The 26,854-nt window shown below is 72.9% G+C and carries 22 protein-coding genes; 12 read left to right on the top strand and 10 right to left on the bottom strand.

Annotated features, from left to right (window positions below; translation table 11 throughout):
• The 4 genes from ACFWN1_RS16710 to ACFWN1_RS16695 form a co-directional block, all read left to right on the top strand.
• A partial coding sequence (locus ACFWN1_RS16710) for a FecCD family ABC transporter permease (RefSeq protein WP_384362449.1) occupies window positions 1–823 on the top strand: 823 nt, incomplete at its 5' end.
• Window positions 823–1,620, top strand: a complete 798-nt coding sequence (locus tag ACFWN1_RS16705; RefSeq protein ID WP_384362447.1) for an ABC transporter ATP-binding protein — start codon at window positions 823–825, stop codon at window positions 1,618–1,620. The genes ACFWN1_RS16710 and ACFWN1_RS16705, both read left to right, overlap by 1 nt.
• Window positions 1,617–2,624, top strand: a complete 1,008-nt coding sequence (locus ACFWN1_RS16700) for an ABC transporter substrate-binding protein (protein ID WP_384362445.1) — start codon at window positions 1,617–1,619, stop codon at window positions 2,622–2,624. Before ACFWN1_RS16705 ends, ACFWN1_RS16700 begins: the two co-directional genes overlap by 4 nt.
• Window positions 2,624–3,877, top strand: coding sequence for an MFS transporter (locus ACFWN1_RS16695; protein ID WP_384362443.1), 1,254 nt, complete (start codon window positions 2,624–2,626; stop codon window positions 3,875–3,877). Before ACFWN1_RS16700 ends, ACFWN1_RS16695 begins: the two co-directional genes overlap by 1 nt.
• Before the next feature lie 57 nt (window positions 3,878–3,934).
• On the opposite strand, the gene ACFWN1_RS16690 is transcribed toward ACFWN1_RS16695, so the two are convergent.
• Window positions 3,935–5,125: an MFS transporter gene (locus ACFWN1_RS16690; protein WP_384362453.1), complete on the bottom strand. Its 1,191-nt coding sequence runs from the start codon at window positions 5,123–5,125 to the stop codon at window positions 3,935–3,937.
• Between the two features lie 117 nt (window positions 5,126–5,242).
• Here ACFWN1_RS16690 and ACFWN1_RS16685 point away from each other — a divergent pair, with 117 nt between their 5' ends.
• Complete coding sequence (locus ACFWN1_RS16685) at window positions 5,243–6,004, top strand: DeoR/GlpR family DNA-binding transcription regulator (RefSeq protein ID WP_384362441.1); 762 nt, start codon at window positions 5,243–5,245, stop codon at window positions 6,002–6,004.
• Between the two features lie 177 nt (window positions 6,005–6,181).
• Complete coding sequence (locus tag ACFWN1_RS16680) at window positions 6,182–6,358, top strand: hypothetical protein (RefSeq protein ID WP_384362439.1); 177 nt, start codon at window positions 6,182–6,184, stop codon at window positions 6,356–6,358.
• A 42-nt stretch (window positions 6,359–6,400) separates the two neighbouring features.
• Here ACFWN1_RS16680 and ACFWN1_RS16675 read toward each other — a convergent pair whose 3' ends face one another.
• From ACFWN1_RS16675 to ACFWN1_RS16665, 3 genes are read right to left on the bottom strand one after another with little or no spacing between them, the layout of a single operon-like run.
• A complete protein-coding gene (locus ACFWN1_RS16675; protein WP_384362437.1) occupies window positions 6,401–7,819 on the bottom strand; it encodes an extracellular solute-binding protein in 1,419 nt (472 codons plus the stop codon).
• On the bottom strand, window positions 7,819–10,533 hold the full coding sequence (locus ACFWN1_RS16670) for a caspase family protein (RefSeq protein ID WP_384362435.1): 2,715 nt from the start codon (window positions 10,531–10,533) through the stop codon (window positions 7,819–7,821). The genes ACFWN1_RS16675 and ACFWN1_RS16670 overlap by 1 nt, the downstream gene beginning before the upstream one ends.
• A gap of 4 nt (window positions 10,534–10,537) precedes the next feature.
• Window positions 10,538–10,894: a hypothetical protein gene (locus tag ACFWN1_RS16665; protein WP_384362433.1), complete on the bottom strand. Its 357-nt coding sequence runs from the start codon at window positions 10,892–10,894 to the stop codon at window positions 10,538–10,540.
• A gap of 450 nt (window positions 10,895–11,344) precedes the next feature.
• Between ACFWN1_RS16665 and ACFWN1_RS16660 the strand changes: the two genes are divergently transcribed.
• Window positions 11,345–13,429, top strand: a complete 2,085-nt coding sequence (locus ACFWN1_RS16660; RefSeq protein ID WP_384362431.1) for a prolyl oligopeptidase family protein — start codon at window positions 11,345–11,347, stop codon at window positions 13,427–13,429.
• Between the two features lie 361 nt (window positions 13,430–13,790).
• On the opposite strand, the gene ACFWN1_RS16655 is transcribed toward ACFWN1_RS16660, so the two are convergent.
• The 4 genes from ACFWN1_RS16655 to ACFWN1_RS16640 all read right to left on the bottom strand — a co-directional run bounded on the left by ACFWN1_RS16655 (window position 13,791) and on the right by ACFWN1_RS16640 (window position 18,972).
• Window positions 13,791–15,704 carry a glycogen debranching N-terminal domain-containing protein gene (locus ACFWN1_RS16655; RefSeq protein WP_384362429.1) on the bottom strand — a complete coding sequence of 638 codons (1,914 nt, stop codon included), beginning with the start codon at window positions 15,702–15,704 and terminating at the stop codon, window positions 13,791–13,793.
• A complete protein-coding gene (locus ACFWN1_RS16650) occupies window positions 15,701–17,041 on the bottom strand; it encodes a trehalase family glycosidase (protein ID WP_384362451.1) in 1,341 nt (446 codons plus the stop codon). Before ACFWN1_RS16650 ends, ACFWN1_RS16655 begins: the two co-directional genes overlap by 4 nt.
• 74 nt (window positions 17,042–17,115) lie before the next feature.
• A complete protein-coding gene (locus ACFWN1_RS16645) occupies window positions 17,116–17,916 on the bottom strand; it encodes a sugar phosphate isomerase/epimerase family protein (protein ID WP_384362427.1) in 801 nt (266 codons plus the stop codon).
• Between the two features lie 9 nt (window positions 17,917–17,925).
• Window positions 17,926–18,972 (bottom strand): zinc-binding alcohol dehydrogenase, encoded by a 1,047-nt coding sequence (locus ACFWN1_RS16640; RefSeq protein WP_384362425.1) that lies wholly within the window; start codon window positions 18,970–18,972, stop codon window positions 17,926–17,928.
• Between the two features lie 126 nt (window positions 18,973–19,098).
• Between ACFWN1_RS16640 and ACFWN1_RS16635 the strand changes: the two genes are divergently transcribed.
• From ACFWN1_RS16635 to ACFWN1_RS16615, 5 genes are all read left to right on the top strand, one after another.
• A complete protein-coding gene (locus tag ACFWN1_RS16635) occupies window positions 19,099–20,502 on the top strand; it encodes an ABC transporter substrate-binding protein (protein WP_384362423.1) in 1,404 nt (467 codons plus the stop codon).
• A gap of 32 nt (window positions 20,503–20,534) precedes the next feature.
• On the top strand, window positions 20,535–21,554 hold the full coding sequence (locus ACFWN1_RS16630) for a carbohydrate ABC transporter permease (protein ID WP_384362421.1): 1,020 nt from the start codon (window positions 20,535–20,537) through the stop codon (window positions 21,552–21,554).
• Window positions 21,551–22,435 carry a carbohydrate ABC transporter permease gene (locus ACFWN1_RS16625; RefSeq protein WP_384362419.1) on the top strand — a complete coding sequence of 295 codons (885 nt, stop codon included), beginning with the start codon at window positions 21,551–21,553 and terminating at the stop codon, window positions 22,433–22,435. Before ACFWN1_RS16630 ends, ACFWN1_RS16625 begins: the two co-directional genes overlap by 4 nt.
• 3 nt (window positions 22,436–22,438) lie before the next feature.
• Window positions 22,439–23,653, top strand: a complete 1,215-nt coding sequence (locus tag ACFWN1_RS16620) for an ROK family protein (RefSeq protein WP_384362417.1) — start codon at window positions 22,439–22,441, stop codon at window positions 23,651–23,653.
• Between the two features lie 125 nt (window positions 23,654–23,778).
• The gene (locus tag ACFWN1_RS16615) at window positions 23,779–24,672 is read left to right on the top strand and encodes a Gfo/Idh/MocA family protein (RefSeq protein ID WP_384362415.1); all 894 of its coding nucleotides are present in this window, start codon (window positions 23,779–23,781) and stop codon (window positions 24,670–24,672) included.
• A 113-nt stretch (window positions 24,673–24,785) separates the two neighbouring features.
• On the opposite strand, the gene ACFWN1_RS16610 is transcribed toward ACFWN1_RS16615, so the two are convergent.
• Window positions 24,786–25,868, bottom strand: a complete 1,083-nt coding sequence (locus ACFWN1_RS16610; RefSeq protein WP_384362413.1) for a YihY/virulence factor BrkB family protein — start codon at window positions 25,866–25,868, stop codon at window positions 24,786–24,788.
• A gap of 189 nt (window positions 25,869–26,057) precedes the next feature.
• Window positions 26,058–26,723, bottom strand: a complete 666-nt coding sequence (gene thiE, locus ACFWN1_RS16605; protein WP_384362411.1) for a thiamine phosphate synthase — start codon at window positions 26,721–26,723, stop codon at window positions 26,058–26,060.
• Window positions 26,724–26,854: the final 131 nt, after the last annotated feature.

Genomic DNA, 26,854 nt, shown 5'->3' with positions numbered 1-26,854 from the left:
CGCGGGAGCCGGGCTGGCCGTCGCCGGGGCGGTGTTGCAGACCGTCGTCCGCAATCCCCTCGCCGACCCCTATGTGCTCGGCGTCACCTCCGGCGCCTCACTGGCCGCGGTCGCCGTGCTCACGCTCGGGCCCGCCCAACTGCTCGGTCCCCTGCGCGTCGGAGTGCCGGCGGCGGCCTTCGCCGGAGCCTGCGGCACGCTCGCACTGGTCGTCGCGCTGAGCCGCCGGCAGGGAACGACATCACCCGTGCGACTCGTGCTGGCGGGCGTCGCCCTGTCGTACCTGCTCCAGGGCGCCACCAGTTACCTGCAGTTGCGGGCCCGCCCCGACCAGCTCTCCGGGGTGCTGTTCTGGCTGCTCGGCTCGGTCGCGGGCGCGCAGTGGCACGATCTCGGTCTGCCGGCCGCGCTCGTCGTGATCTGCACGGCCTGGCTGCTGCTGCACGGGCGGTCGCTGAACGCACTGGCGATGGGGGAGGAGACGGCGGCCTTCCTGGGCGTACGGGTCCAGGTGCTGCGCCTTCAGATCCTCGCCGTATCGGCCCTGCTGACGGCGGCGGTCATCTCGGTGGCGGGCGGCATCTCCTTCGTCGGGCTCGTCGTCCCGCACAGCGTGCGTCTGCTGATCGGCGCCGACCACCGGTCACTGCTGCCGTCCACCGCGCCCGCCGGAGCCCTGTTCGTGCTGCTGGCGGACCTGGCGGCCCGTACCGTGGCCGCCCCCATGGAGCTGCCGCTCGGCATTCTCACCGCCGTGGCCGGAGCCCCGTTCTTCCTGTGGCTGCTGCGGCGCGACCGCTCAGCCGCGGGACGGGAGGTCTGATGGACGCCCGCCTGGAAGAAGTCAGCCTCGACATCGGCGGCGCGCGCATCGTGAGCCGGGCCACCCTGCACGCCGCGCCGGGGGAGATCGTCGGTGTCGTCGGACCCAACGGAAGCGGCAAGTCGACACTGCTGCGCGCCGTGTACCGGTCGATGCGCCCCGCCTCCGGCGCGGTCCTGGTGGGCGGTCAGGACGTGTGGCGGAGTCTGACAGCCCAGGCCGCCGCACGTCGTACGTCCGTGGTGGCCCAGGAGAACCCGGCCGCCTTCGACTTCACCGTCGCCGAGGTCGCCGCCGCCGGACGGACCCCGCACCGCGCGCCCTGGTCGGCCGAGAGCCACGCCGACCGGGCCATCGTGGCCGACGCGCTGGACCGGGTGGGCATGGCGCACCTGGCGGCCCGGCCGTACACCTCCCTCTCCGGCGGCGAGAAGCAGCGCGTCCTGCTCGCCCGCGCGCTGGCCCAGCGGGGGCGACTGCTCGTCCTGGACGAACCCACCAACCACCTGGACATCGGCACCCAGCTCGACCTCATGGAGCTCGTGCGTGACCTGAAGGTGACCACGCTCGCCGCACTGCACGACCTCAACCTCGCCGCCGCCTACTGCGACCGCGTCCACGTCCTGCGCGGCGGACACCTCCTCACGTCAGGCACGCCCCAGGAGGTGTTCACCCCCGAACTCCTGGGCGAGGTCTTCCAGGTGCACGCCGCACTCGGCACCCACCCGCTCACCGGACGCCTCCAGCTCAGCTTCGCGCCTCTCCCCGAACCCAGCCACGATGGAGCAGACCAATGACCCCTCGCCACCTCGCAGGGAGGCTCGTCCTGTCCGGCGTGGCCCTCGTGCTCACCGCCTGCGGCGCGCCCGCCGCCACGGACACGACCGACGCCGCCGAGGCCGCTGCCCGCCCGTCCGGGGGCACGGCCTATCCGGCACAGGTCACCAACTGCGGCCGGAAGGTCCGCGTGGACAAGGCCCCCGAGCGGATCGTCTCGTTCTTCCCGTCCAACACCGAACTCCTGCTCCGGCTCGGCCTGAAGGACCGGATCGCGGGCCAGACCTGGACGAACCAGTCGCCGCCCGGACCGGCCTACGCCGCCGACTACCGGAAGGTGAAGGTCCTCGCGCCGGGGGAGATCGGCCGGGAGGCGCTCCTTGCGGCCCGCCCCGACTTCATCCTCGCCGACGGCGAATACCAGTTCGACGGTAAGAAGCTGCCCACCATCGCCGAACTCGCGCGACTCGGGGTCCCCGTGTACATCGACAGCGCCTTCTGCCCCAGGACCGCCGGCACCGCCACCCTCGCCGCCACGACCACCGACCTCACCGCACTCGGCACTCTCCTGGACGTCCAGCCCGCGGCACGCCGGGCCGCCGCCGGCACCCGCGAACAGCTCTCGGCCGTGGACAAGGCCCTCACCGGGCGGCCCGCCGTCACGGCGGCCATGGTCCAGATCGTCGACGAACAGCTCTACGCCCTCGCCGGCGGCCTCTACTCCGACATCGTCCGCCGCGCCGGCGGCCGCGACGTCCTGGACGACGCCGTGCCCAAGGGCAGCACCTTCGCACCGCTCTCGGTAGAGGCCCTCGCCAAGAAGAACCCCGACGTCCTGATCTACCACTACACCGGCGCCGCCGACCGCGCCGCCTCCGAGAAGTGGCTGCGGACCCACCTCGCCGCGACAGCCGCCGTGGGCGGCGGCCGTCTCGTCGCCGTACCCGCCGCGGACTTCTCCGAACTGCGCGCCGTCGACGGCACGGTGACCCTTGCCAAGTCCCTGCACCCCGACGCCTTCTGATGACCACCCGGACCGGCTTCGGTCTCTTCCTCACCGCGCGTGTGGTGTCCTGGGCCGGTTCCGCGGTCACCGCCGTGGCCCTGCCGGTCCTGCTCTACCAGCGCACCGGCAGCGCCTCCCTCAGCGGCCTGCTCACCGCCCTGGAGGCGCTGCCCTACCTCGTACTCGGCCTGCCGGCCGGAGCCCTCGCCGACCGCTGGGACCGGCGCCGCACCCTGACATGGTGCAGCTGGTCCAGCGCCGCCCTCATCGCGGCGATACCGGCCGCCGCGGCAGCGGGCCTTCTCACCACGGCCCAGCTGATGCTGACCGGCCCGGCGGTCTGCGCGGTCTTCGTCTTCTTCGACGCCGCGGCGTTCGGCGCCCTCGTCACCCTGGTCGGCCACGACGGTGTGGCCCGCGCCACCGGCCGCATGATGAGCGCCAGCACCCTGATCGGCCTCATCGGGCCCTCCGCTGCGGGACTGCTCGTCGCCACTCTCGCTCCGCCCACGGCGGTCACGTTCGACGCCCTCAGCTACGCCGCCGCCGCCCTCCTCCTGACCCGCCTCCCCCTGGCATCGAGCGCCCCCGGCGGAGCCGGTTCGCCGGTCCGGGACACCCTCGCCGACATCGCCGAAGGTCTGCGGTACATACGCCGGCACCCCCTCATCCGCCCGCTCACCCTCCTGGGCATGGGAAACAGCTTCACCGAGGGCGCCGTCGTCGGGCTGATCGTCGTCACCGCCGTGCGCACCTTCGGCATGACCGAGGACGACGGACGCATCGGCCTGTTCTGGGCGGCGGCGGCCCTCGGCGCACTCGTCGCCGCCACCGTCCTGCCCCGCCTGCACAAGACCGTGCCGCTGGGCTGGATAACCCTCGGCGGACTCGCCGCCAACGCCGTCTTCCTGGCCTGCTGGGCCGCCTCGCCGGGACTGGTGTGGGGCCTGGCCGCCCTCGCCTGCTGGCAGAGCGCCAACGCGCTGGTCAGTCTCAACGGCATCGTCATCCGCCAGCGGCTCACTCCCGAGCACCTCCAGGGCCGGGTCAACACCACGGCTCGCATGATCGCCTGGGGCGGCCAGCCCCTCGGCGCGGCCGTCTCGGGCCTGCTCGCCGACGCCGCGGGCGTCCGCACCGCCCTCCTGACGGCCGGTCTCGGGGCCCTGCTCTCCCTCTCCGCAGGGCTCACGACCCCCCTGCGGCGGCGGGACGTGGATCAGGACATCCAGGGCGCCGCGCTCGGCTCGGAAGTTGCGAAGGCGGGGTAGCGGTACGGCGTGGGGGCTTGTGCGGCATGGGGGTCAGGGGCCGGGCCGCACAAGCGGTCAGTGGCCGCCGGCCGCCATCTCGCTTGCGCGGGCGGGGTCGGCTCCGGTGCGCCGCAGGACGCCGGCGCCCACAGCGGTGGTCACACACAGCAGGGTCAGCAGGACGAAGGCGTGGTTGAGGGCGACGAGGTGGGTCAGCCAGCCGATCACGGCGGGGCCGGCGAGCATGCCGACGTAGCCGAGTCCGGCGACGCGGGAGACGTTCGCGCCCGCCGCCGCGGGGTCGGCGTGCCCGGCCGCGCTGAACAGCTGCGGGACACACCCCGACAGGCCCAGCCCGAACAGTGCCCAGCCGGTGAACGCGGCCCACATCCAGGGACCCAGGGCCACGAGTGTGATGCCGACGGCGGCCGTGGCCGCGCCGTGGCGCAGGATGGCCATGGAGCCGAACCGGGCGACGAAACGGTCCGCGAGCAGCCGGCCGAGGGTCATGGCCGCGGCGAAGGTGCCGTACGCGAAGGCGGCCGTGCCGGCGGGTGCACCGAGGACGTCCTTGAGGTGCAGGGCGCTCCAGTCGTTGGCGGCGCCCTCGCACAGCATGACCATCAGCGCCAGGGCGGCCAGCAGCCAGACCTGACCCCTGGTGCTGCGGTGCCTGGCGGCCGGCGCCGCCACGGGCTCCGGGGCGGAGCCCGACCCGGGATCCGTGACGGCGGGGGAGGCGGGCAGCAGGGCGCGTGCCGAGGCCAGGGCGATCACGACGCCCACGGCTCCCACGGCGACCATGCTCGCGGCCGGGTTCAGACCCGCGCTCGCCGCGCCCGCCGCGACGAGCGAGGCGAGGACGCCGCCGACGGAGAACGTGGCGTGGAAGCCGGACATGACGGGCCTGCCGTACGCCTTCTCCACATGCACGGCGTGGGCGTTCATGCTCACGTCCAGGCAGCCGTTGCAGAACCCGAAGACCAGCAGCGCGCCGGCCAGCGTCCACGGGTCCCGGGCGAGACCGGGCAGGACGAGGGCGGCGCCGCACAGGACGCCGCCGGCGGGGACCACGACGCGGGAGCCCAGGCGGTCGGTCAGGGGGCCGGCCACCTGCATCCCGACGAAGGCTCCGAGCCCGAGCAGTACCAGCAGGCCGCCGAGGGTGGCGTGGCTGATACCCACGCGCTCCTCGATCGCGGGGATGTGCACCACCCATGCGCCCATCAGGGTGCCGCACAGGACGAAGTAGACGTAGGTCGCCATACGGGCGGCTCGAAGCGAACGTTCCATGACACCCATCGTATCGAACGTTTTGTGTGTTCAAAAGCAGAGCTAACGAACAACATTCTTGTTAGTTCTCCGTTGGTGTTCAATCGCGGTATGAGCAATGCGGAACGGCACGGACTGATCGCCAAGGCCGTCAGGGACTCCGGCGGCGCCACGGTCCAGGAGCTCGCCGAGCTGACCGGCGCATCGGAGATGACCATTCGGCGCGACCTCGACACCCTCGCCGCCCAGGGTGTTCTCGAACGGGTCCGAGGCGGGGCACGCACTCTGCTGCTCCGCGGCGAGGAGCCCCCCTTCGCGCTGCGCGCCCACGAGTCGGTAGACGCCAAACGCCGGATCGCGGCCGAGGTCTGCGCGCTCATCGCCGACGGCGAGAGCGTCCTGCTCGACAGCGGTACCACCTGCCTGGAGGTCGCCCGCCTCCTGCGTGAGCGGCCCGTCACCGTGATGCCCCTGTCCCTCCAGGCCATCCACCTGCTCGGCGAGACACCCGGGCCGGCCACCCTGGTCGTGCCCGGCGGGCAGCCCCGCGCCGCCGAAGGGGCCCTCACCGGCCCCCTCACCCTCGCCTCCCTGGCCGCCCTGCGCTTCGACACCGCCGTCATCGGCTGCTGCGGACTGAGTGCGGCCGACGGCCTGACCGCCTACGACCTCGACGACGCCGCGGTGAAGAAAGCGGGCATCGCCTCCGCGCGCCGCACCGTCGTCGCCACCGACGGCGCCAAACTCGGCCGCACCGCCTACGCCCACGTCTGCCCCGCCACCCTCCTGCACACCCTCGTCACCGACACCGCCGCACCCGCCGAGGAAGTAGCCGCGCTCGAAGGCGCGGGCACCACGGTCAAGACCGTCTGACCGCTCCGCCGTGCCGGTCGCGGCCCCCCGGCCCGGCGCGCCGACGTATGCGGCGTCTTCTTCGCCGTGGAGCCCGACCGGTCCGGGCCCGACCCGCGTCACCGAACCGGTCGTCGCGTGCGGGTCGGCTCTGAGGGGTAGTCGGGCTGTAGGGCAATCGTGAGGAGGCCCGACATCATGATCGTGTTCCTGCTGATCGTCATCGCGGCCATCATCCTGGGCATCATCGGAGTCGCGGTCCACGGACTGATCTGGCTGCTGATCATCGGCATCGTCGTCTTCGTGGCCGACCTGGTCTACGGCGTGATCAGGTTCCGCCGGCGCGGCAACCGGCGAGGCCGCCACGTCGCCTGAACCCTGCCGGACACCCCCGGCACGGCGGCGCCGTTCAGCCGTTCAGCCGTCCGGCAGGACGTGGCGCAGCGCCCTGTCCAGCCGCTCGGCCAGTTCCTCGTCGCTGGGCGGCTCGTTCTCCTGGAGCCTGCCGATCTCCGCGCTGAAGGTCTGGGTGAAAGCGCCGTACAGCGGTGTGCGCGGGCGGGAGACGGCGTGGACGAGGGCCGGGAGGAGGGTGCTGCGGGCGTACGCGGGCCGTCCGGACGCGTCGCGCGGCGTCCGGTCCGCCGTCTCGCCCGGTGAGGACCCCGAGGACCCCGGGGACCCGGCGGGCGTGGGGCTCGTGGTCTCGGCGGATGTCGCGGACCGGCACGTCACGTCGTCGTCCTGGTACGCGGAGGTCCGGGTGGCCGCGAAGCCGGCGTCGAGCAGGCAGCGTTCGCTGGCCGCGCTGGTCAGGTACCTGATCAGCGCGACGGCGCCCGCCTCGTTGGCGGACGACCGGGTCACCGCCAGGTTCTGGCCACCGAGGACCGCCTTGCCGGGAAGCCGGGTCACACCGAGCTGCCCGCTGCTCAGCGACTGGTGGAGCGTGCCGTACGCGTACGGCCAGTGGCGCAGGAACGCCGTACGGCCGTCGGCGAAGGCGGTGAGCGACTCGGCCTCGTGGGACTTCCACGCGTCACCCAGCAGGTAGGGCCCGAGCGTGCGTCCGCGCAGCTCCCCGATGCCTCTTTCCAGGTCCCGTACCGACGCGGTGTAACGTCCGTCGTCGTCGGTCAGCGGCACGGGGTCCGGCAGCGACGCGAACGCCTCCACGGCGTTGACCGTACGCCCCTCCGCGTCGGCCAACTGGGATGTCCAGCCCTTGTCGTAGTCGACAGGCAGCCCGTGGCCCTTGGCCTCGTTGAGGTCGTCGATCAGGTTGTCCATCCGCTGCCAGTCGCGGACCCCTTCGACGTCGCCGTCCCGCAGGCCCGCGGCGGCCAGGTAGTCACGGCGGTAGAAGAGCAGTCCGACATCGGTGTTGAACGGTACGGCGTACAGCTTCCCGTCCCAACGGGCCGTGGCGGCGACGGACTTGATCACGTCGCCGTCGATCAGACGGTCGTCCAGCGGCCGGATCAGGTCCGCGTCGGCGAACTCCGGCAGCGAGGTGACGTCGAGGTTCACCACGTCGTACCGCGCGCTGCCGGACTGGAGGGCGCCGAGGAGCTGGCTGCGCTGCTCGTCCGCCGAGCCCGGCAGCTCCACCAGACGGGCTTCGAGGTCCGGGTGCCTGGCGTTCCACGCCGTGATGAGCTGCTGGCGGACGCCGTTGGAGCCGGTGACGTCCCGGCCGCTGGCGACCACGATGACCTGCGGGCCGCCGGGAGCGGCCGTGGGGAGGGGCAGGGCGTCGCCGCCGCCCTGGCAGGCGGCGCAGGCCGCCAGCAGGACGGCGAGCAGCGACCGCGTTCCCCGGCTCCCGGCTCGCATCACTGGTCTCCCGTTCCGGTGCGTGCCACCTCGTCGCTCAGTCCGGTGGCCAGATCATGTCCGGTGTCCAGGCAACGGCCGCCGCTCGCCCGTGCGATGACGGTGTCGGGCTTGCCCTTGTCGCAGCCGCCGCTGTCCAGGGCGGCCATGACCACCGGGACATGCTCGTCCTCGGCCTTGCGGCGGAGATCCTGGAGGTGACGGGCGAGATGGTCGTTGTCCTCGTCGTCGGTGAGGTAGACGATCATCTGCGGACGGCCGTCGTCCTTGGCCTTCATGACGTCGATGGCCGCGGAGAGGGCGCCGTACGGATCGGCCTCGGCGTCCTGGACGGCGGCCCCGTCGACGGCCTTCTCGGCTTCCGCCCGCACGTGGGCGCGCAGCGGCAGCAGTTCGCGGTAGGGGCCGCCCCGCCGCGCGGCCACGGCCCACACGCCGTACTCGTCGTCCGCACCGAGGCCGCCCAGCGACTGGTTCAGGATGCCGGGGGCGCCGCTCGGGCCCTCCCACGCCGTGCCCATGGAGCCGGAGCTGTCGAGGAGGAACAGGACCCGGCCGGGACCGTTGACCCTGCGGTACTTCTCCAGAGCCGTCGCCATGGCGTCGGCGGTGCTGGGGGCGGGCAGCCGGCCCGGGGCACTCAGCGTTCCGGTGTCCCTGCCCGGGGGGCCGAGCCGGTCGTGGGCGCCGTGGACGTCCCGGAAGCCGTACTCGCCGAGAGCACTCAGCCCCGCCGGTCCGCCCGCGTCGTCCTTCTCGCGGGTGAGCCAGTCGTGGAAGCGCCGCACTGCCTCGTCCCGCGCCTGCCGGTCGCGGTCGCCGCCCTCCCAGTCGACCTGGACGAAGGCGGGGTCCAGCGGCGGGATGTCCGTCGGGTACTCGGCCATCCGCCGGACGCGCGGCAGCGTGCCGTCGCAGTCGGCGGCCCTGGCCAGCAGGAACTCCGGTACCAGGGCGGCGGTGCGGTCGTCGGTGTCGGTACTGCTGCCGTCGGCGGCCCTGCGGTCCGACAGGGTGCACAGCAGGTCGCCCCCGGTGGGGGACAGCAGTCCGGACTGCGCCACGCTCGCCTCCCCCTCGCTCACCATGGCCGCGCCCTTGCCGTACAGGCCGACGGTCGCAAGCAGCGCCGCGTCGGTGTACTCGGGGTCCGCGCGCCGCACGTCGGCATCCTTCCGCCGCTCGGTGAGCCTCTTCACGAGCGTGCCGAGCGGCGCACCGGTCCGGTCGGCCACCGACGCCCCGGCGATGTCCTGCGGCACGGCGAGCACGGTGGGGGAGTAGGCGAGGGGGCCGTAGGACACCAGAGTCACGATCGGGCGCCGTGCGATCACCTGGGTCCGCCGCACGCTCGCGGAGGTCGCCGGAATCCAGATGTCCGGTTGCGGACCGATGTCGCGCTGCGGGTCGAGTCCGCTGCTGCCGGGGATCTGCCAGTGGTCGGCCTGGTCGAGGAAGCCCGTCACGGTCTCCGACGCGCCCGCGCTGTACACGGTGATGCCGCTCCTGCGGCACCCCTCGGCGGTCCTGTTCGCCTCGGACATCAGGTAGCCGCCCGCTGCGTGCCGGACGGGGACCTCCAAATCCGGGTCGGTGAGCAGCCGCAGTTCGAGAGGCGGCCGGCAGGAGACGGGGTCGCCGCCGGCGAAGGCGAGATAGCCGCCGGTGCCGGCGAGCAGGACCAGGGCCGCCGCCAGAACGGTGCGCAGATGTGCGGCGAAGAGCGCGACCACGCGCCGTGCCGCGGACACCGCGACGCCCCATGCCGGGCGGGTCCGGGCCGGCAGCGCGCGCCACCAGGGCACCATCGGCGGAGCCGGTGGCCGTCGCGGGGAGGTCCTGGTGGGCGGACCGGCCAGTACGACGTCCTGCTCGCCCCAGCGCTGCGGCTCCCAGGCGTCCTTGCGCAACGTCCGGTACCCGGCGGACATGTGCGCGGTGAGCGACTCCGCCAGCTTCCGGAAGGTGACGTCGCCGTCCCCCTCCCTCTCCGGGAGGAGCCGCCCCTCACTCTCCGGAAGGAGCCGCACCTCCCTCTCCGGGAGGAGCCGCCCCTCACTCTCCGGGAGGAGCCGCCCCTCCCTCTCCGGGAGGAGCCGCACCTCGCCGTCCCGCTCCTCCAGCAGGCGCACCAGGGCGGCCGTGAATGGGGTGGGCGTCGCGGTGTCCCCGGCGTCGATGCGGTGGTTGGCCTGCACGCTCATCAGCACCGAGAAGCGGTGCCGGTCGGCCAGCGCCTCGCACACCTGGGCGGCGTTTCCCGCGTTGCAGCAGTCGAGGATCACGACCACGTGCCGGGCGCGACTCGTGGCGAGCACGGTCAACACGCTGGAGAAGGGGTCGGCGCCCGGGAACACCGCCTTGCTGCCCGGCACGACGCGGGAGTTGCGCATCTGCAGCCACAGTTCGTCGCCCGCGCTGGGCAGCGCCCCGTGACCCGCGTAGTAGAACAGCAGCAGCCCCTGTGCCTCGTCCACGGCGCCGCGCAGCGACTCGCTGAACCCGTCCAGGTAGGGCGAGTCGACGACCGCGACCTCGCTCTCGTGGAACACCCCGCCACGCCTCAGCGCCTGTGCCAGCAGCGACACGTTGTGCGCCACGGCGCCGAGTTGGCCGGGGACGCCGCACGAGTCGTCCGGCCAGACCGAGTCGTACGTGGACACGCCGACGAGCAGGGCCCGGTTCACCTCTCCGCGCGGGTCGAAGACGGGCACCGGCCTACCTCTCGTCGAGGTCCACGGGGCCGACGTCGTAATCGGGAGGGTCGCCGCTCTCCACCGAACGGCGGTTCTCGTGCCAGGCCTTGACGCCCTTGACCACCTGCCGCAGCACGGTGTCGAAGACGGACTGGGCCGCTGCTCCGGAGAGCAGCATGAGGATCTCGATGCCGGCGCCCATGGGGGCGCCGGGCCGGTCCCGGGCCCGCCGGTGGCTCCCCGCGCTCTCCTGGATCTGCAGTTCGCCCTGGTTCGCCAGCTCCGCCAGCGGCTTCTCCCGCTCCAGCCACTTCTTCAGAGCGCCGACGTCGGTCTCGCTCGCCGTCTCGTCCAGCCGGACCCGGATCGCCCGAGTCACGGTGTTCTCCCCCTCGCCCGTCATAACTCCCCATGATGGCATGGTGGTTGACGCCCGGACAGAGGCCGGGAGACCCGGCGGGGGCCGATTGTCCACGAGTCCGCCGGGGCGCCGGGTGCCCGTCCCGCTCACGAATCCGGTGAGCCCTCGCGACGCCCAGCCGGCCAGGGGCGCGTACAGCACGGGCGGCGGCACCAGGCCGTGCCTGCCTCGCCCGAACGGCCGACCGTGCGGGCGCATGGGTATCCGAGCGGTCATAGCCAACCGAGTACGTCCTGGGTCGGTTGCCCTAAGCGGCGGTGACCGGCATCGACGAGGGTCGGGGCTGACGGTGCGGAACCAGCGAAGATCACTCATGCGCAGTGGCCAGGGCGTCTGCTCGGGTTGGAGACTCGTCTTTGTCCCGGCCAGCTCCCCGAGGCCGTGCTACCCGAAAAGAGAGGGCACCTGATGGTCAGGTCAACGCTGCCGATAGAGGTCCCCCCGACGCGCCGCGTCCCTGAGAGCGGATACACGCTGCATGGCCGACGCTACGACGATCCGTATGTCTGGCTGGAACGGCTCGACGACGACGAGACGGTCGCCTGGATCGCTGCCCAGGAGACGGTCACCCGCACGGTGCTCGACAGCGTCCCTGGACGCGATGGTCTGCGCACTGCCGTCGCCCGTTCCGCTCGCCACGCCCGTCTGTCCCCACCGATCCCCGCGGGCCGGGGCGGGCGCACTTTCCTCTGGCAGGCCGGTGCCGATGACGAGAAGTCCGCCCTGGTGATGCACCGTTCGACCGGAACTCCTGCAGAAACCGTGCTCGACCCGGGCGCCTGGCCCGCCGGCGACGTCCTGGTGTTCGCCGAGCCGTCCCCCGACGGCACCTTGGTGGCATTCGGCCGGGCCAGCGGCAGCACCCACAACGCGGTGATCCATGTCCTCGACGTCGAGACCGGCCGGCTGTTGCCCGGCCGACCGCGAGGCACCGACCACGGCTCGGTCGCCTGGCGACCCGATTCGTCCGGGTTCTTCTACACCGCCTGCCCGGAGCCCGGCGAGGTCCCGCCCGCCGAGGAGGCGTTGTGGCACGCCGTCTACGAGCATCGGATCGGCTCGGACACCCCCGCCCGCAAGGTCTTCGGGGATGACCGCGACAAGGACCACTGGTGCACTGTGAGCACCAGCGAGTGCGGCCGGTACGCCGTCATCACCGTGTGGGACTTCGTACACGCCAACGACGTCTCCCTGCTGCGCCTCGCCGACGACGAGCTGATCCCCGTGGCCACCGGGATGCGGTCCGTCAACCAGGTGCAGGTGATCGACGACTCGGTGCTCGTGCGGACCGACCTCGACGCGCCGCGCGGACGCCTGTGCGGGGCTCCCCTCACCGACGCGACCTCATGGCACACGCTCATCCCGGAGAGCCCGGACATCCTGCAGACCGTCACCGGGATCGGAGGCCGCCTCTACGCCGTCTACTCGCACGCCGCCTCGCACCGGGTGGTCGTCCACGCCGCGGACGGCACTCGTCTGAGGGACCTCGCGCTCCCCTCGCTCGGCTCGGTCAACCGGAACGAAGGGGCGGGCGTCGTCAGCGGGGTCACCGGCTCCTGGCACGGCGACGACGTGTGGGTGGCCTTCACCTCGTTCGTGCAGCCGCCGTCGGTCTACAAGTACCACTACGCACACGACCGCCTGGAGACCTACCACGTACCGGACGCCGGCCTCGACCCGGCCGCGTACACCACGCAGCAGGTCTGGTACGAGTCGGCCGACGGCACTTCCGTGTCGATGTTCCTCGTCTACCGCACCGACCTGCCGCGCGACGGACGGCGACCGGTGCGGCTCAGCGGCTACGGGGGCTTCAACATCCCCGTGGAACCACGTTTCTCCCCCGTCAGTGCCGCCTGGCTCCAGCTCGGCGGGGTGCTGGCCCACGCCAACATACGTGGCGGCGGCGAATACGGCCGCACCTGGCATCAGGCAGCCGTCGGCACGCGCCGGCAGAACGCCTTCGACGACTACATCGCCGCGGCCCACCATCTGGTCGGCGCCGGATGGACCACGCCCGACAGGATCGCCTCGCGCGGCAACAGCAACGGCGGACTGCTGGTCGCCGTCACCGCACTGCAAGCACCCGAGGCGTTCGGCGCCGTCTACTGCCGCGCGCCCCTGCTCGACATGCTGCGTTTCCCCACCTTCCCCAACCTCGGCGGCGCCACCGTTGAGTACGGCTCGCCGGACGACCCCGAAGAGTGCGCCTACCTCGCCTCCTACTCGCCCTACCACAACGTACGGCCCGACCGCCGGTACCCGGTGATGGCGATCGCATCGGCACTCAACGACCGCACCGCACCGCCACACGACCCGCTCAAGATGATCGCGGCCCTCCAAGCCGACGCCCCGCAGGGCGGCCCCTACCTGCTGGTACCGCTGCGTGACTCCGGGCATGACGGAGGAACCACCCTGTCGGCCCGCATCGAGCAGGATGTCGACGAGCTGAGCTTCCTCTGCTGGTCGCTCGGTATCCCGGCGCGGCCGAGATGATCGGCGGCCGATCGGGCGGAGACGGACCCCCCGCCCTCGAAGAACCGGGGGTCCGCCCGCCGGTCCATCCGCGACGATCATGTCTCATGAGGTGTCGCGAACGGACGGGACGCCTGAAACACCCTCGTGCCCCCCGCCGCACGCTCCCCGTGCCGGACCGGCAGCGGCGAGGTGGCCGTCCGGTTCCACACCACCCGCTTAGCCCGGCGCCCCGACTCGCCGGAGGCACTCGACGTCAAGCTCGCCGGGGAGCCGCGGGGCTCGCACGGCCGTCCGGCATCGTGTCCACCGTGCTCGCGGCCATGTCCGGCGTGGAGCGCGAGTACATCCGCGACCGCACCCTCGAAGGCCATGAGTCCGGTCACTCCGCGCCGGCCTCCCGCAGCGCGGTGCGCAGTGCCAGCGGGGTCGCCGCCGCCCACGCCTGCGGGGAGCAGGAGTGCGGGTAGGGGACCGGCCCGGGGGTGGCCGCGCGGTCGTACCCCGCGATCACCTCGGGCAGCCGGTGGCCGTGGTGCGCCGCCGCCGCGACGAGGCCGTCCGTGACCGCGCGGAGCTGCTCGGTCAGGCCCTGCCGGGCCAGCCCCAGCGCGATCACCGCGTTGTCGTGCGGCCAGGCGCTGCCCCGGTGGTAGGACAGCGGGTGGTACGGGCGCTGCCCCGCGGCGAGGGTGCGGATCGCCCAGCCGGAGAAGAAGTCGGGCTCCAGCAGGCGTTCGCCGACCCGGCGGGCCCGGTCGTCGTCCAGGATGCCGGACCACAGCAGGTGCCCGGCATCCGATGCCAGCGCGTCGACCTGGCGGCCGGCGCCGTCCAGCGCGAGGGCCGGGAAGCCGGGCCCCGCCATCCAGAAGTCCTCGGCGAACCGGCGGCGCAGCTCCGCCGCCCGGTCCCGCAGCCGTCCGGCGTAGGCGCTGTCGTGCCAGACGTGCTCGGCGAGGTCGGCGGTGCGCCGGAGCGCGTCGTAGGCGTACCCCTGGGCCTCGCTGACGGCGATGGGACCGCCTGCCTGGGTGCCGTCGGTGAAGCAGACGGCGCCGGCGGAGTCCTTCCAGTTCTGGTTGACCAGGCCGCCCGGATCGGGGGAGTAGACGAGGTAGCCGTGCCGGTCGAGGCCGCCGTCGGTGAGCATCCAGTCGACGGCCCGCCGGGCGTGCCGCTCCAGGCGGACGGCGAGCGCGGGGTCGCCGGTCGTCTCGTGGTGGGCGTGGAGCAGGACCAGGAACAGCGGGGTGGCGTCGACCGCGCCGTAGTAGCGGCCGTAGGGGACCTGGCGGAAGTGGGCGAGTTCCCCGTGCCGGGTCTCGTGGACGATGCGTCCGGGCTGCTCGCCGCTGTAGGCGTCGTGGCGGCCGCCCTGGGTGGCCGCGAGCGCGCTCAGTGTCGCGGCGGCGGTACCCGGCCGGTAGGGCAGCAGGAAGTACGAGGTCAGCAGGGAGTCCCGGCCGAACAGCGTGAGGAACCACGGGATGCCGGCGGCCGGCACGTGCACCTCCTCGCCGTCCACTCCGGCGGCGGTGATGGTGAGCAGGTCGAGGTCGGCGAGCCCGCGGTCGCAGGTGCGGGCCAGGTCGTCCGCCGTCTCGGTCTCGCGCCGGGGCCGCGCCACGGCCGGGGGAGGGGCGGTGAGGCCGGGTGGGCGGGCGCGCGCCGTCAGCTCCAGCTCGGCCTCGCCCTGGCCCTTCAGATCCAGCCACCAGGTGAGCGTCCGGGCGGTGGGCGGTTCGCCGTGTGCCGGGGCGGTGGCGTCCGGGGCCGGGCGGCAGGTGAGCGCCGTCCGCGCGTGCCAGTCGGCGCGCCGGTAGTCGAACAGCAGGCCGTCGGGTGTGGTGTGCGTCTCCCGGGTGCCGTCCGGCTTGGGGTAGTGGCGGTCGTCGGCCCGCAGTTCGAACAGGTCGGCGAAGTCGCAGTCGACGGTCAGGTCGAGGCGGGCGGTCACCGCGTCGGGGCGGTTGTTGACCAGGCGCAGCCGCTCGGTGAACGCGCCCGCCGTCACGCTCTGATGCCGGAAGACCGTGTACGCCGGGGGGTTGTCCCGGGTGCCCTCTGGGGTGAGCACGCTTCGGGCGCCGTGGTCGTCCTCCTCCGCGGCGGGGACGAGCGTGACGGGAGCCGCGCCGTCGACGGTGAGCTGCCAGCGGCTGAGGTGCCGGGCGTCGCGCAGGAACAGCCCGTCGGGCGCGGTGCCCCGCAGGCCGCTGATCCCGCCGGCGGCGTCGAGGCGGGCGAAGGTGGCGTCGCGGACCAGCTGGACGCGCTGGTCGGCCGGAGTCACGGCAGGATCTCCTCGTCGGTGGCGTCGGTGGCGTCGGTGGCGTCGGTGGCGTCGGTCGCGCCGTCGGCGATGGCGCGGTCGTCGGCGTGCAGCAGGTCGAGAGTGAGGGCGGCGGTCCAGGAGAAGTCCCGGGCGCCGCGGCCCGCGCCGGTGGCCGGGTCGACGTACTCGGCGAAGCCGGTCCGCCCGGCCTCCGTGAGGAAGCCGCGGCGCAGACGCGCGGCCTCGGCCCGGTGGCCGTGGGCGAGCAGACCGCGGTGGACGAGCCAGGCGGTGTTGAACCAGGCCGGACCACGCCAGTAGCGCCGGGCGTCGAAGGCGTGCCCGGTGAGGTCGTAGCTCGGCACCAGGCGGGTGGCCGGTGCCCGGAAGTGGGGCCCGGCGAGGGTGCCGGCCAGGCGGTCGGCGACGGCGCGCGGCAGGCCGGGCACGACGAGGGGGATGAGGCCGGTGACGCTCAACTCGTCCACCGGGGCGCCCCCGACGAGGTCGAGGACGCGGAAGAGACCCGCTTCCTCGTCCCAGAGCCGGTCGACCAGGCACTCCGTCAGCGATGCCGCGCGCGCCCGGTGCGGGGCGTCCGCGGCGCCCAGTTCCCGGGCCATCGCGGCCAGGGCGTGTTCGCTGGCGACGAGCAGGGCGTTGAAGCCGGGGTCCTCGACGGCGAAGGCGTGCTGTGCGAGGAGGTCGTCGTACCCGGCGGCGCGGTAGTCGGCGGCGAGCCGTACGTACCGTCCGTAGTCGAGGTCGGTGGGGCGGTCGGAGGGCTGGCCGTGGTTCAGGTCGGCGCGCCGGAAGGTGTCCGGGGCGACCGGCTCGACCCGCCGCAGCGCCGTGTCCCAGCACGGGCTGTTGTCCATGCCGGGCTCCCACGGGTGGACCGCGGCGGCCAGTCCGCCGCCTCCGAGGTCCCGCCGGGTGAGGAGGTAGTCGTGCCAGGCCGCGAGCCGTGGGTAGACGCGCGGCAGGAAGCCGCGGCGCCCGGACTCGGCCGGGTCGGCGCGGTGGACGAGCCAGGCCGCCAGCGCGTGGACGGGCGGTTGGACGATGCCGGACGTCTCGGGCGCGGCGGGCGCGCCCGCCGTGTGCCCGGCGTGCGAGGACTGCCAGAAGTCGGGGCTCGGGAAGTACGCGTCGTGCGGCAGGGCGGGGTTGAAGACGATGTGCGGGACGCGTCCGTCGGCCCACTGCCCCGCCAGCAGGGACTCCAGTTCGCGCTGGGCGCGGCGCGCGGAGAGGTGGCGCAGCCCGATGGAGACGAAGGCGGAGTCCCAGCTCCACTGGTGGGGGTAGAGGGTGCGGGAGGGGACCGTGGCGGAGCCGGTCCAGTTGTCCATGAGGACCCGTGCCGCGCCGCGCCGCAGCGTCAGGTCCGCGTCCGCGGCGGGCACGGGTCGTTCCAGGAGGGCCTTCACGCGCCGGACCTCCGCAGGAAGGCCGGGATGGAGCGGACCGCCTCGACGGGGTCGCCGCCGAGGCGGCACTCCGCGGCGAGGACGCCGTCGTAGCCGACGGTGTGCAGGGCGCCGAGCCAGGCCGGCCAGTCGAGGTGGCCGGCGCCGGGCTGCAAGCGGTTGGAGTCGGAGACCTGGGCGTGCCCGATGTACTCGGCGTGGGCGAGGACCGCCGCCGACGGGTCGCTCTCCTCGATGTTCATGTGGTAGCTGTCGATGCCGATGCGCACCGAGTCGAGGCCGGTCGCGCGGATCAGGTCGGCGGCCTGTTCCAGCCGGTTGACCATGTGGTCCTCGTAGCGGTTGAGCGGCTCCAGGAAGAGCGTGACGCCCTCCCGGCGGGCGTGTTCGCCCAGCTCGGCGAGGCCCGCCAGCAGGATCTCGCGGTCCTCCGCCTCACCGCGCGGCGGCTCGAAGGGCGGCAGGCGGCGGGAGAACATGCCGTACGACGCGGGCGTCTGGGCGCCGCGCCCGCCCAGCTCGGCGATCACGCTGAGCTGGGACTTCAGCTGGACCACGGCGTCGCGGCGCAGATCCTCGTCGAAGGCGCCGAAGAAGTGCAGCATGTCGACGCACACGGTCGGCATGACCACGCCGTCCTTCGCGGCCTGTCTCAGCTCGGCCAGACGCGAGGCGAAGTGGAGGTCGCCCTTGGCGCGCAGCTCGATGGCGCCGTATCCCGCCTCCTGGGCGAAGTCCCACTTGGCCTGGAGGCTGTCTCCGGGCAGCAGCTGTTCCTGTGCGGCGATCGTGAGCATGGGGGCCTCTCAGAATTCCAGGACGACCTGGAGCGCCTCGGCGGGGCGCTCGTCCAGCAGTACGTAGGCGTCGGCGGCGTCGGCGGCCGGGACGACATGGCTGACCAGGGAGGCCACGTCCACCTGTCCCTCGGCGACCAGGCGCAGGAAGGTTCGCTGGAGGCGTTCGACGCTCCAGCGTGTCGACAGCTGCGGAGGGACGCCGCCGATCTGCGAGCAGATGAGCTGGACCCGGTTGTGGTGGAACTCGTCGCCGAGCCGCAGGCCCACACCGTCGCCCTGGTAGAAGCCGGAGGCGACCACCCTGCCGCCCGCCGCGACCGAGCGCAGGGCCTCGTGCAGCGCGGGGTAGGCGCCGCTGATCTCGATGGCGAGGTCGGCGCCGAGGCCGTCGGTGATCTCGCGCAGGCGTTCGGCCACCGCGTCGGTGCGGGCGTTCAGCGTGTGCGCCGCGCCGTAGCGCCTGGCGGTCTCCAGCCGGCCGTCCAGCGTGTCGACGGCGGTGACCCGCGCGCCGCTCCGCTGGGCGAGGCGCGTGGTGAGCAGCCCGATCACGCCCTGGCCGAAGACGGCGACGTCCTCGCCGAGGTGGATGTCGCCGGCCAGGACGGCGTTGTACGCGATGGCCCCGACCCGGGCGAAGGCGCCGGAGAGCGGGTCGAGTCCGGCGGGCAGCGTGTGGCCGACCATGCGTTCGGCGGGGACGATGCCCTCGCTGCGGTGTCCCCAGATGCCCCACACCGTGTCACCCGGTTGCGGCAAATCGGGCATATCGGTCAATTCTGGTGATACTTCCAGGACTTCACCGACCTCGGAGTATCCCCACCCCGCGACCGGGTACTCGATGCCGGCCGCTCCGTCCCGGAACAGGCGGGCCCCGGGGTCCCAGGTGCGCGTCAGGTAGGGGTTGGTGCCTCGGTAGGCGGTGAGTTCGGTGCCCGCCGAGATGCCCGAGTAGCGGGTGCGGACTCGAAGATGCCCGGGTGGGAGGTCGGCACGATCGTGCTTGGCCACCTCCACCTGGCGCGGGCCGGTGAATTGGACGACGCGTTCCACGGATGGCTCCGGATGTTGCGGTTGCGGGTTGTGTCGACAATAACGCCAACTTATGTCTTGTCAACAAGCAAAAGTAATGCTGAGATGCGTGACCAGTAGACGTAAGTCAACGCGAGGACAGACACCATGCGCACCAAGAGCCGGCGGTCACTGACGACCGCGGTGGGCGTCACCGCAGCGCTGGGACTGGCGCTGGTCACCGGCTGCTCCGGCAGCACCGGGCCCGGCAGACCCGACCGCGAGATCACGGTGTGGTCCCAGGAGAACCTGCCCGACCGTGTCGGGGCGACGCAGAAGATCATCGACGGGTTCGAGAAGAAGTCCGGCATAAAGGTCCACCTCGTCGGGGTCGACGAGGGCCAGATGCCCCAGCTCATCATGTCCGCCGCCGCCGCCGGGAAGCTGCCCGACGTCATCGGCGCCGCCCCCATGGGCCAGGTCTGGCAGATGTACACCAACGGCCTGCTCAACACCGCGATACCGCGCCGCATCATCGACAGGCTGGGCACCGGCACGTTCAACGCCAACGCCCTGCGGCTCACCTCCGACGGCCGCACCAGCCTCGGCGTGCCCTCCGACGCCTGGCTGCAACTGCTGGTCTACCGCAAGGACCAGTTCGACCGCGCCCGCCTCGCCCCACCGGACACCTACGACCGGGCGCTGAACGCCGCCCGTGCACTGGACGGCAAGGGCAACGACGGCATGTCGGCGGCCACCGACCCCTCCGATGTCTTCACCTCCCAGAGCTTCGAGAGCGTGGCGCTCGCCAACGGCTGCCAACTCGTCGACGACCACCACCAGGTCTCCCTGGACAGCCCGCAGTGCCGGACGGCCTTCCGCACCTACGACAAGCTGGCACGCGACTACGGCGCCCCCGGCACGCAGAGCGTGGACTCCACCCGCGCCACCTACTTCTCCGGCCGCTCCTCCATGGTCATCTGGTCCTCGTTCCTGCTGGACGAACTCGCCGGCCTGCGCAAGGACGCGCTGCCCAGCTGCCCCGCCTGCGCCAAGGATCCGCGCTACCTCTCCCAGCACAGCGGCATCGTCACCTCGATGAAGGGCCCCGACGCCCAACAGCCCGCGCAGTACGGCGAGATCACCTCCTGGGTGACCACCAGGACCGCCGAGACCGCCGCCTCCCAGGAGTTCATCGAGTACATGATGGACTCGGGTTACGAGTCCTGGTTCGGCATGTCGCCCGAGGGCAAGATCCCCGTCCGCGACGGCACCGCCGCCGAGCCGCACCGCTACCTCGACGCCTGGCGGCACAGCGACATCGGAGTGGACACCAAGAAGCCCTTCGACCAGGTGTATCCGCCGGCCCTGCTGAACCAACTCGCCGACGGCGTCAGCAAGATGCGCCGCTGGGGCATCACCCAGGGCGAAGGCGCCCTGGTCGGCGCCACCAACGGCGAACTGCCGGTCCCCAAGGCCATCGGCGCGATGACCGCGGGACAGGTCTCCCCCGACAGGGCGGCCCGCGAAGCCCAGGACGACGTCGCCGCCCTGAAGAAGTCCCTGCAGTAGCCGCCCGCACGCCCGTCACGAAGGCCCTCCCCATGACTCAAGCCCCCACCGGCGCGGAGCAGCGCCCCCACACCGACCACCGGCCCCCGGCCGGCCCCGCCAAGCGCCCCAGGCAGCCGATGTCCGCGGAACGCCGCGCCAACCGCGCCGGCCTCGCGTTCGTCTCGCCCACCTTCGTGGTCGTCCTCGTGGTGGTCGTCCTGCCCATCCTGTGGACGCTCCTGCTGGCCTTCCAGCGGGCCAGACTCGTAGACATCCAGGGCATGGGCCTGTTCGGCCACTGGTCCCTGGACAACTTCGCCCAGGTCTTCGACTCCGCCGGATTCTGGTCGAGCCTCGGCACCACCCTCCTCTACACGGTGGGCGCCACGATCGGTTCCGTCGCCCTCGGACTCGTCGCCGCGCTCGCCCTGCGCCGGCCCTTCCGCGGCCGGGGCATCCTGCGCGCGGCGATGCTCCTGCCCTACGTCGCCCCCGTCGTCGCCGTGGCCTTCGTGTGGGAGGTCGCCCTCAGCCCGCAGTACGGCATCGTCAACGACTGGGGCCGGCGCCTGTTCGGCTGGCACGACCCGATCGCCTTCCTCTCCACCCGCGAGTACGACGTCCACCTGCTCGGTCTGCACGCCCACGTGCCGCTGGCCCTGCTGACCGTCATCGCCTTCGAGACCTGGCGCTACTTCCCCTTCGCCTTCCTCTTCCTCCTCGCCCGGCTCCAGGCCGTACCCAACGCGCTGGAGGAGGCCGCCGAGGTCGACGGCGCCACCATCTCCCAGCGCTTCCGGTACATCCTGCTGCCGCAGCTCATGCCGGTCATCGCGCTGCTGTGCGTGCTGCGCTTCATCATGACGTTCAACAAGTTCGACGACGTCTACCTGCTCACCGGCGGCGGCGCGGGCACCGACGTCGCTGCCGTGCGCGTCTACGACTTCCTCACCGCCCGCTACGACGTCGGGGCCGCGGCCGCCCAGGCGCTCGTCCTGGCCGTGTCGTTGATGATCCTGCTGGGCTTCTACTTCAAGTTCTTCGGCTCCAAGGTCCAGGAGGAAGCGTGACCAGCAAGGCCGTTCTCACCAGGGCCCGTTTCGAGGAGAAGGCGTTCGGCGTGCTGCGCTGGTGCGTCATCGCCTTCCTCGCCGTGATCACCCTGCTGCCCTTCTACTACATGCTGCTGCTGTCGGTGAAACCGATCGACTCGCTGCTGCTGAACCCCGGCTCCCTATGGGCGTCCACCCGGGACCTGACCCTCTCCACCTACCGGGACGTGCTCAGGTCCACCGACGGCGGCGGCCAGGGCTTCCTGGGCTTCCTCCTCAACTCCGCGCTCGTGTCGCTCGGCACGGTCGTCCTCACGCTGCTGGCCGCGGTGCCCGGCGCCTACGCCGTCAGCCGCCTGAAGTTCTTCGGCCGACGCCAGGTCAACGCCCTCTTCCTCGCCGTCTACCTGTTCCCGGCGACCCTGCTGGCCGTCCCGCTGTTCGTCATCTTCGCCCGGCTCGGGCTCTCCTCCAGCCTCGTCGGCCTGGCCATCGTCTACGTCGCCCAGACCGTGCCCGTGTCGATCTACATGCTGAAGAACTACCTCGTCACCATCCCCTACTCCGTCGAGGAGGCCGCCGCCCTCGACGGCTGCACCCGCCTGCAGACCGTCCGCAAGGTGATCCTGCCCCTCGCACTGCCCTCGCTCATGGCGACCGGGCTGTACGTGTTCATGATCGCCTGGAACGAGTTCCTGTTCGCGCTGCTGTTCCTGGCCGCCGACCCCGGCAAGTGGACCGTCTCCCTGGGTCTGGCACAGTTGTCCAACGGCATCGAGGTGCCCAAGACCGTGCTCATGGCCGGCTCGGTGGTGCTGACCATCCCCGTGGTCCTGCTGTTCTTCGCCGCCGAACGGCTGCTCACCGAGGGGCTGACCAGCGGAGCGGACAAGAGCTGAACCATGGGGGAGACGATGATGACGCCGAGTCAGGCCAGCGCGGGCGACCTGCTGCAGCTCATCCGCAGCGGCCGGGCCAACACCCGTGCCGACCTCCAGCGCGTCACCGGGCTGTCCCGCTCGACCATCGGCCAGCGGCTCGACCTGCTGGACCGCGCCGGATGGGTACGGCTCACCAACGGCGCCTCGACCGGCGGCCGGCCCTCCCACCGGATCGTGTTCGACCCCGCGCACGCCTCCGTCATCGCCGTGGACCTGGAGACCCGGCACGCCCGGGTCGCGCTCCTGGACCTCGACGGCACCATCCTGGCGGAGCACACCGCCCCGCTGGACATCGCCGACGGCCCCGACCTGGTGCTGGACCGGCTCGTCGGCTGGTTCCCGGACCTGCTGACCGCGGCGGGCGTCACCCCGGCCCGGGTCTGCGGCATCGGGCTGTCCGTTCCCGGACCGGTCGACTTCGCCACGGGCCGGGTGATCGAGCCGCCCATCATGCCCGGCTGGGACCGGTACCCGATCCGCGAACAGGTGCAGAGGGCGTGGGCGCACCGGTTCGGCGACACCCCGGAGGCCGGCGCCATGCCGGTCTTCGTCGACAACGACGCCAACCTCATGGCACTGGCCGAGCAGCAGGCCGATCACCCCGACTGCGGGGCCTTCGTCCTGGTGAAGGTCTCCACCGGCATCGGCGCCGGCGTCGTCATCGGTGACAAGGTCTACCGCGGCATCGACGGCGGCGCGGGCGACATCGGCCACATCCGCCTCCACGACCGGCCCGACGCGCTGTGCATGTGCGGCTCCCACGGCTGCCTCGCCGCCGTCGCCAGCGGACGGGCCCTCGCCACCGAACTGGCCGCCCTCGGCCTCGACACCGCCTCCGGCCGTGACGTCCGGCGCCTGCTCGCCGAAGGGCACCCCGCCGCCATCCGGCTCGCCCGGGAGGCCGGCCGCCGCGTGGGCGAGGTCCTGGTCACCGTCGTCACCCTGCTCAACCCCGGAGTCCTCATGCTCGCCGGCGAACTGTCCGGCGTGCCCTTCCTGACCGGCGTGCGCGAACTGGTCTACCAGCGCGCCATGCCCCGCACCACCGCCCACCTCCAGATCGTCACCTCACGCCTCGGCGACCACGCCGGCCTCATCGGCGCCGCGACCATGGTCGTGCAGTTCCTCTACGCCACCGACCGCGCGGACGCCCGCCTGGGCCGGCTCGCCCTGTGAGACGCGGGCAGCCGCTCGTGAGCCCCGCTCCAGGGACGGCGCGCCCGCCGTCACCGCACCCGTAGGCGCCACCCGCGGACGGTGCCGGTCCCGCACACCTGGCCGTACGCACAGACAGGACCACCATGAACCAGCCCACCGCCCCCTGGCCGCACCCCCCCGTACGCGTCGGGCTGGTCGGTGCCGGTCCCTGGGCCCGCGCCATGCACGCCCGGGTGCTCGCCGCCGGCCCGGAGACACAGCTCACCGCGGTCTGGGCCCGCCGCCCCCAGGCAGCCGAGGAGACCGCCGCGCCGTACGGAGCCCATGTCGCCGCCGACTTCGCCGACCTGCTCGACCGGTGCGAGGCCGTCGCCTTCGCCGTACCGCCCGCCGTGCAGGCCGAACTCGCCCCGCGCGCCGCCCGTAAGGGCAGGGCGCTGCTCCTGGAGAAGCCGCTCGGCCCCGACCTGCCCGCGGCCCGCCGGGTGGCGGACGCCGTCGCGGACGCCGGTGTCGTCTCCCAACTCGTCCTCACCAAGCGCTACCAGGCCGCGACCCGTGACTTCCTGACGGCGGCCCGCGGACTCGACGTCGTCGGCGCCCGCTCCTGCTACCTGCACGGCGCCTTCCTCGGCGGTGAGTTCGCGACCGGCTGGCGGCTCGAACACGGCGCCCTGCTCGACCTCGGCCCCCACCTGCTCGACCTGCTCGACGCGGCGATCGGCCCCGTCACCGCCATCCGCCGCACCGGCGACCCCCGCCGCTGGACCGAGCTGACCTGCGAACACGCGAACGGCGCCGTCAGCCAGGCCAGCCTGTCCGGCTCCGTCGACGTACCCCGCGCCCTCACCCGGGTCGAACTCTTCGGCCGCGACGCCCCGCTGGTCTACGACACCGCCGGCATCGACCACGAGGAGGGCTGGCCCCTGCTGCGCCGCGAGTTCGCCACCGCCGTGCGCACCCACACCCCCACCGACCTCGACGCCCGACGGGGCCTGCACCTGCAGACCCTCCTGGACATGGCGGCCCGCGGCTGACCCGCCCCGGCCCCGCCCGGCCGGGCGCCGCTACCGTACCCGCGGCGTCCCGAGGCGGCAGAGACGAGCCGGGCGGACGGCCCGTGCCCGCGCCGTCCGCCAGCAGGCGCGGGTCAGTTCTCGTCCAGGCGCCGCAGGTCGTCCTCGGACCACGTCCTGGTGTCGCGGGGCTGGGTGTAGGGCTCGGCGTTCGGCGGGTGGCCGCCCGCGATGGCCCGCTGGCGTACGGTCTCCGCGTCGAACTCCAGGCCCAGCAGGATCGCCAGGTTGCTGATCCACAGCCACACCAGGAAGACGATGATGCCGGCCATCGTGCCGTAGGTCTTGTTGTACGAGGCGAAGTTGGCGACGTAGAACGCGAACCCCGCGGACGCGGCCATCCAGATCAGCAGGGCCAGGAAGCTGCCCGGGGTGATCCACTTGAAGCCCTTGACCTTGGCGTTCGGCGTGGCCCAGTACAGGAGCGCGATCATCGCGGTGACCAGAAGGAGGAGCACGGGCCACTTGGCGATCGACCACACCGTCAGCGCGCTGTCGCCGATTCCCAGTGCCCGTCCCGCCTGCCCGGCCACGGCCCCGGTGAAGACGACGATCAGCGCGCTGGCCACGGCCAGGAACAGCAGCACCACCGTCACCCCCACGCGCACCGGCAGGATCTTCCACACCGGCCGGCCCTCCGGCATGTCGTAGACGGCGTTCGCGGCGCGGATGAACGCGGCGACGTAACCGGACGCCGACCACACCGCCAGCACGATGCCGACCAGGGCCAGGACGGAGCCGGTGCCGGCACTGTCCTGCAACTGCTCGACGGCGCGGGTGATGATGTCCCGCGCGGAGCCCGGGGCGAGCTGCCGGATGTTGCTCAGCAGCTTGTCGGTGGTCGACCGGCCCGTGATCCCCAGGAGGGACACCAGCACGAGCAGCGCGGGGAACAAGGACAGGACGCCGTAGTAGGTGAGCGCGGCGGCCCGGTCGCTCAGCTCGTCGTCCTGGAACTCCTTGAGGCTGCGCTTGAGCACGGCGCCCCAGGCACGCCCCGGCATCTGCGTGGGTGAGTCCGGCGCCGCCTCCTCCACCGCCGCGTCCGGCCCCGCCTCCTCCGGAGAGGGCACCTTGCGAACCGGCTCCTCGTCGCCCGGCCGGCCCTCGGGCCCGCTCGACCGGTTCTTGCGCCCTGGCAGATGTGGCTTCGTCATAGGGACCGAGTTACCGCATCGCGCCGCCTCACGCCCCACCGCACCGCCTCGGTGACCGGTGACCGGCTCCGCCCACGAGAACCTCCTCGCCCCGGCGGGCACCCCGGAGGTCTCCGACCACCTCCGCCCGGCCGACGCCCGCCCACTGCGGGACCTCCTCATGCCACGCGGGGACGCTCATGGGTCGGTCTACCCCGGGACGGACGACCAGGCGCGGGCGTACGCGAGGGCCGCGGCGCGGGGGTCCTCGGCGGCGCACACGCCGGAGACGACGGCTGCCCCCGCGGCTCCGGCGTCCCGCAGCCGTGGCAGATCGGCCGGGACGACCCCGCCGATGGCCACGGCGGGCAGCCGGCTGAGCCGGACAAGACGGGCGAAGCCGTCGTGGCCGAGCGGCCGCGGGGCATCGGCCTTGGTCGCGGTCGCACGCAGGGCCCCGATGCCGACGTGGTCGACACGGGCCGGGCCGGCGGCGGCCGCGCGCAGCTCATCCGGGGTGGCCGCGCTCAGGCCCAGCACCGCGTGCTCCCCGATGAGACGGCGTACGGCGGCGGCCGGCAGATCGGACTGGCCGACGTGGACGCCACTCACGCGCACACCGGCCGCCCGCGCCGCGAGGAACACGTCCACCCGGTCGTTGACGATCAGCGCGACCCGCTCGGGAAGCGTCGCGGCCACCTCCGCGACCGTACGCAGGAACTCCCCGCCGGGCGCGTGCTTCTCCCGGATCTGCACGGCGGTGACGCCCCCGGCCACCGCCAGTGCCACGGTCTCGGCCACACTCCGGCCGCGCGCCGCGCACTGGGCGGCGTCCGTGACCAGGTACACCGACAGGTCCACCGGGAGCGCGGTCACGAGAGGACCGTCCGTTCCCCGAGGTCCCGCTCCGTCAGCGCGGCGAGCGCGTCCAGGAACGCGACGGCGAAGCTCCCGGGCCCGGCGCCGCGCCCCGCCGCGAGTTCGGCGGCGACCGTGTAGGCGGCGAC

Origin of the sequence: Streptomyces sp. NPDC058459, from assembly GCF_042721685.1 — a bacterium.
Lineage (GTDB): Bacteria > Actinomycetota > Actinomycetes > Streptomycetales > Streptomycetaceae > Streptomyces.
The sequence above is the reverse complement of the archived record's forward strand: the minus strand, read 5'-3'. Positions and strand labels throughout refer to the sequence as shown.

What these genes read in the sequence shown, in the direction of transcription:
- ACFWN1_RS16620 (WP_384362417.1), top strand. Translation starts at nt 22,439, where the DNA reads ATGGGGGAGACGATGATGACGCCGAGTCAGGCCAGCGCGGGCGACCTG.
- ACFWN1_RS16700 (WP_384362445.1), top strand. Translation starts at nt 1,617, where the DNA reads ATGACCCCTCGCCACCTCGCAGGGAGGCTCGTCCTGTCCGGCGTGGCC.
- ACFWN1_RS16660 (WP_384362431.1), top strand. Translation starts at nt 11,345, where the DNA reads ATGGTCAGGTCAACGCTGCCGATAGAGGTCCCCCCGACGCGCCGCGTC.
- ACFWN1_RS16680 (WP_384362439.1), top strand. Translation starts at nt 6,182, where the DNA reads ATGATCGTGTTCCTGCTGATCGTCATCGCGGCCATCATCCTGGGCATC.
- ACFWN1_RS16690 (WP_384362453.1), bottom strand. Translation starts at nt 5,125, where the DNA reads ATGGCGACCTACGTCTACTTCGTCCTGTGCGGCACCCTGATGGGCGCA.
- ACFWN1_RS16695 (WP_384362443.1), top strand. Translation starts at nt 2,624, where the DNA reads ATGACCACCCGGACCGGCTTCGGTCTCTTCCTCACCGCGCGTGTGGTG.
- ACFWN1_RS16650 (WP_384362451.1), bottom strand. Translation starts at nt 17,041, where the DNA reads ATGGACAACTGGACCGGCTCCGCCACGGTCCCCTCCCGCACCCTCTAC.
- ACFWN1_RS16645 (WP_384362427.1), bottom strand. Translation starts at nt 17,916, where the DNA reads ATGCTCACGATCGCCGCACAGGAACAGCTGCTGCCCGGAGACAGCCTC.
- ACFWN1_RS16705 (WP_384362447.1), top strand. Translation starts at nt 823, where the DNA reads ATGGACGCCCGCCTGGAAGAAGTCAGCCTCGACATCGGCGGCGCGCGC.
- ACFWN1_RS16685 (WP_384362441.1), top strand. Translation starts at nt 5,243, where the DNA reads ATGAGCAATGCGGAACGGCACGGACTGATCGCCAAGGCCGTCAGGGAC.
- ACFWN1_RS16635 (WP_384362423.1), top strand. Translation starts at nt 19,099, where the DNA reads ATGCGCACCAAGAGCCGGCGGTCACTGACGACCGCGGTGGGCGTCACC.
- ACFWN1_RS16630 (WP_384362421.1), top strand. Translation starts at nt 20,535, where the DNA reads ATGACTCAAGCCCCCACCGGCGCGGAGCAGCGCCCCCACACCGACCAC.
- ACFWN1_RS16610 (WP_384362413.1), bottom strand. Translation starts at nt 25,868, where the DNA reads ATGACGAAGCCACATCTGCCAGGGCGCAAGAACCGGTCGAGCGGGCCC.
- ACFWN1_RS16615 (WP_384362415.1), top strand. Translation starts at nt 23,779, where the DNA reads ATGAACCAGCCCACCGCCCCCTGGCCGCACCCCCCCGTACGCGTCGGG.
- ACFWN1_RS16675 (WP_384362437.1), bottom strand. Translation starts at nt 7,819, where the DNA reads ATGCGAGCCGGGAGCCGGGGAACGCGGTCGCTGCTCGCCGTCCTGCTG.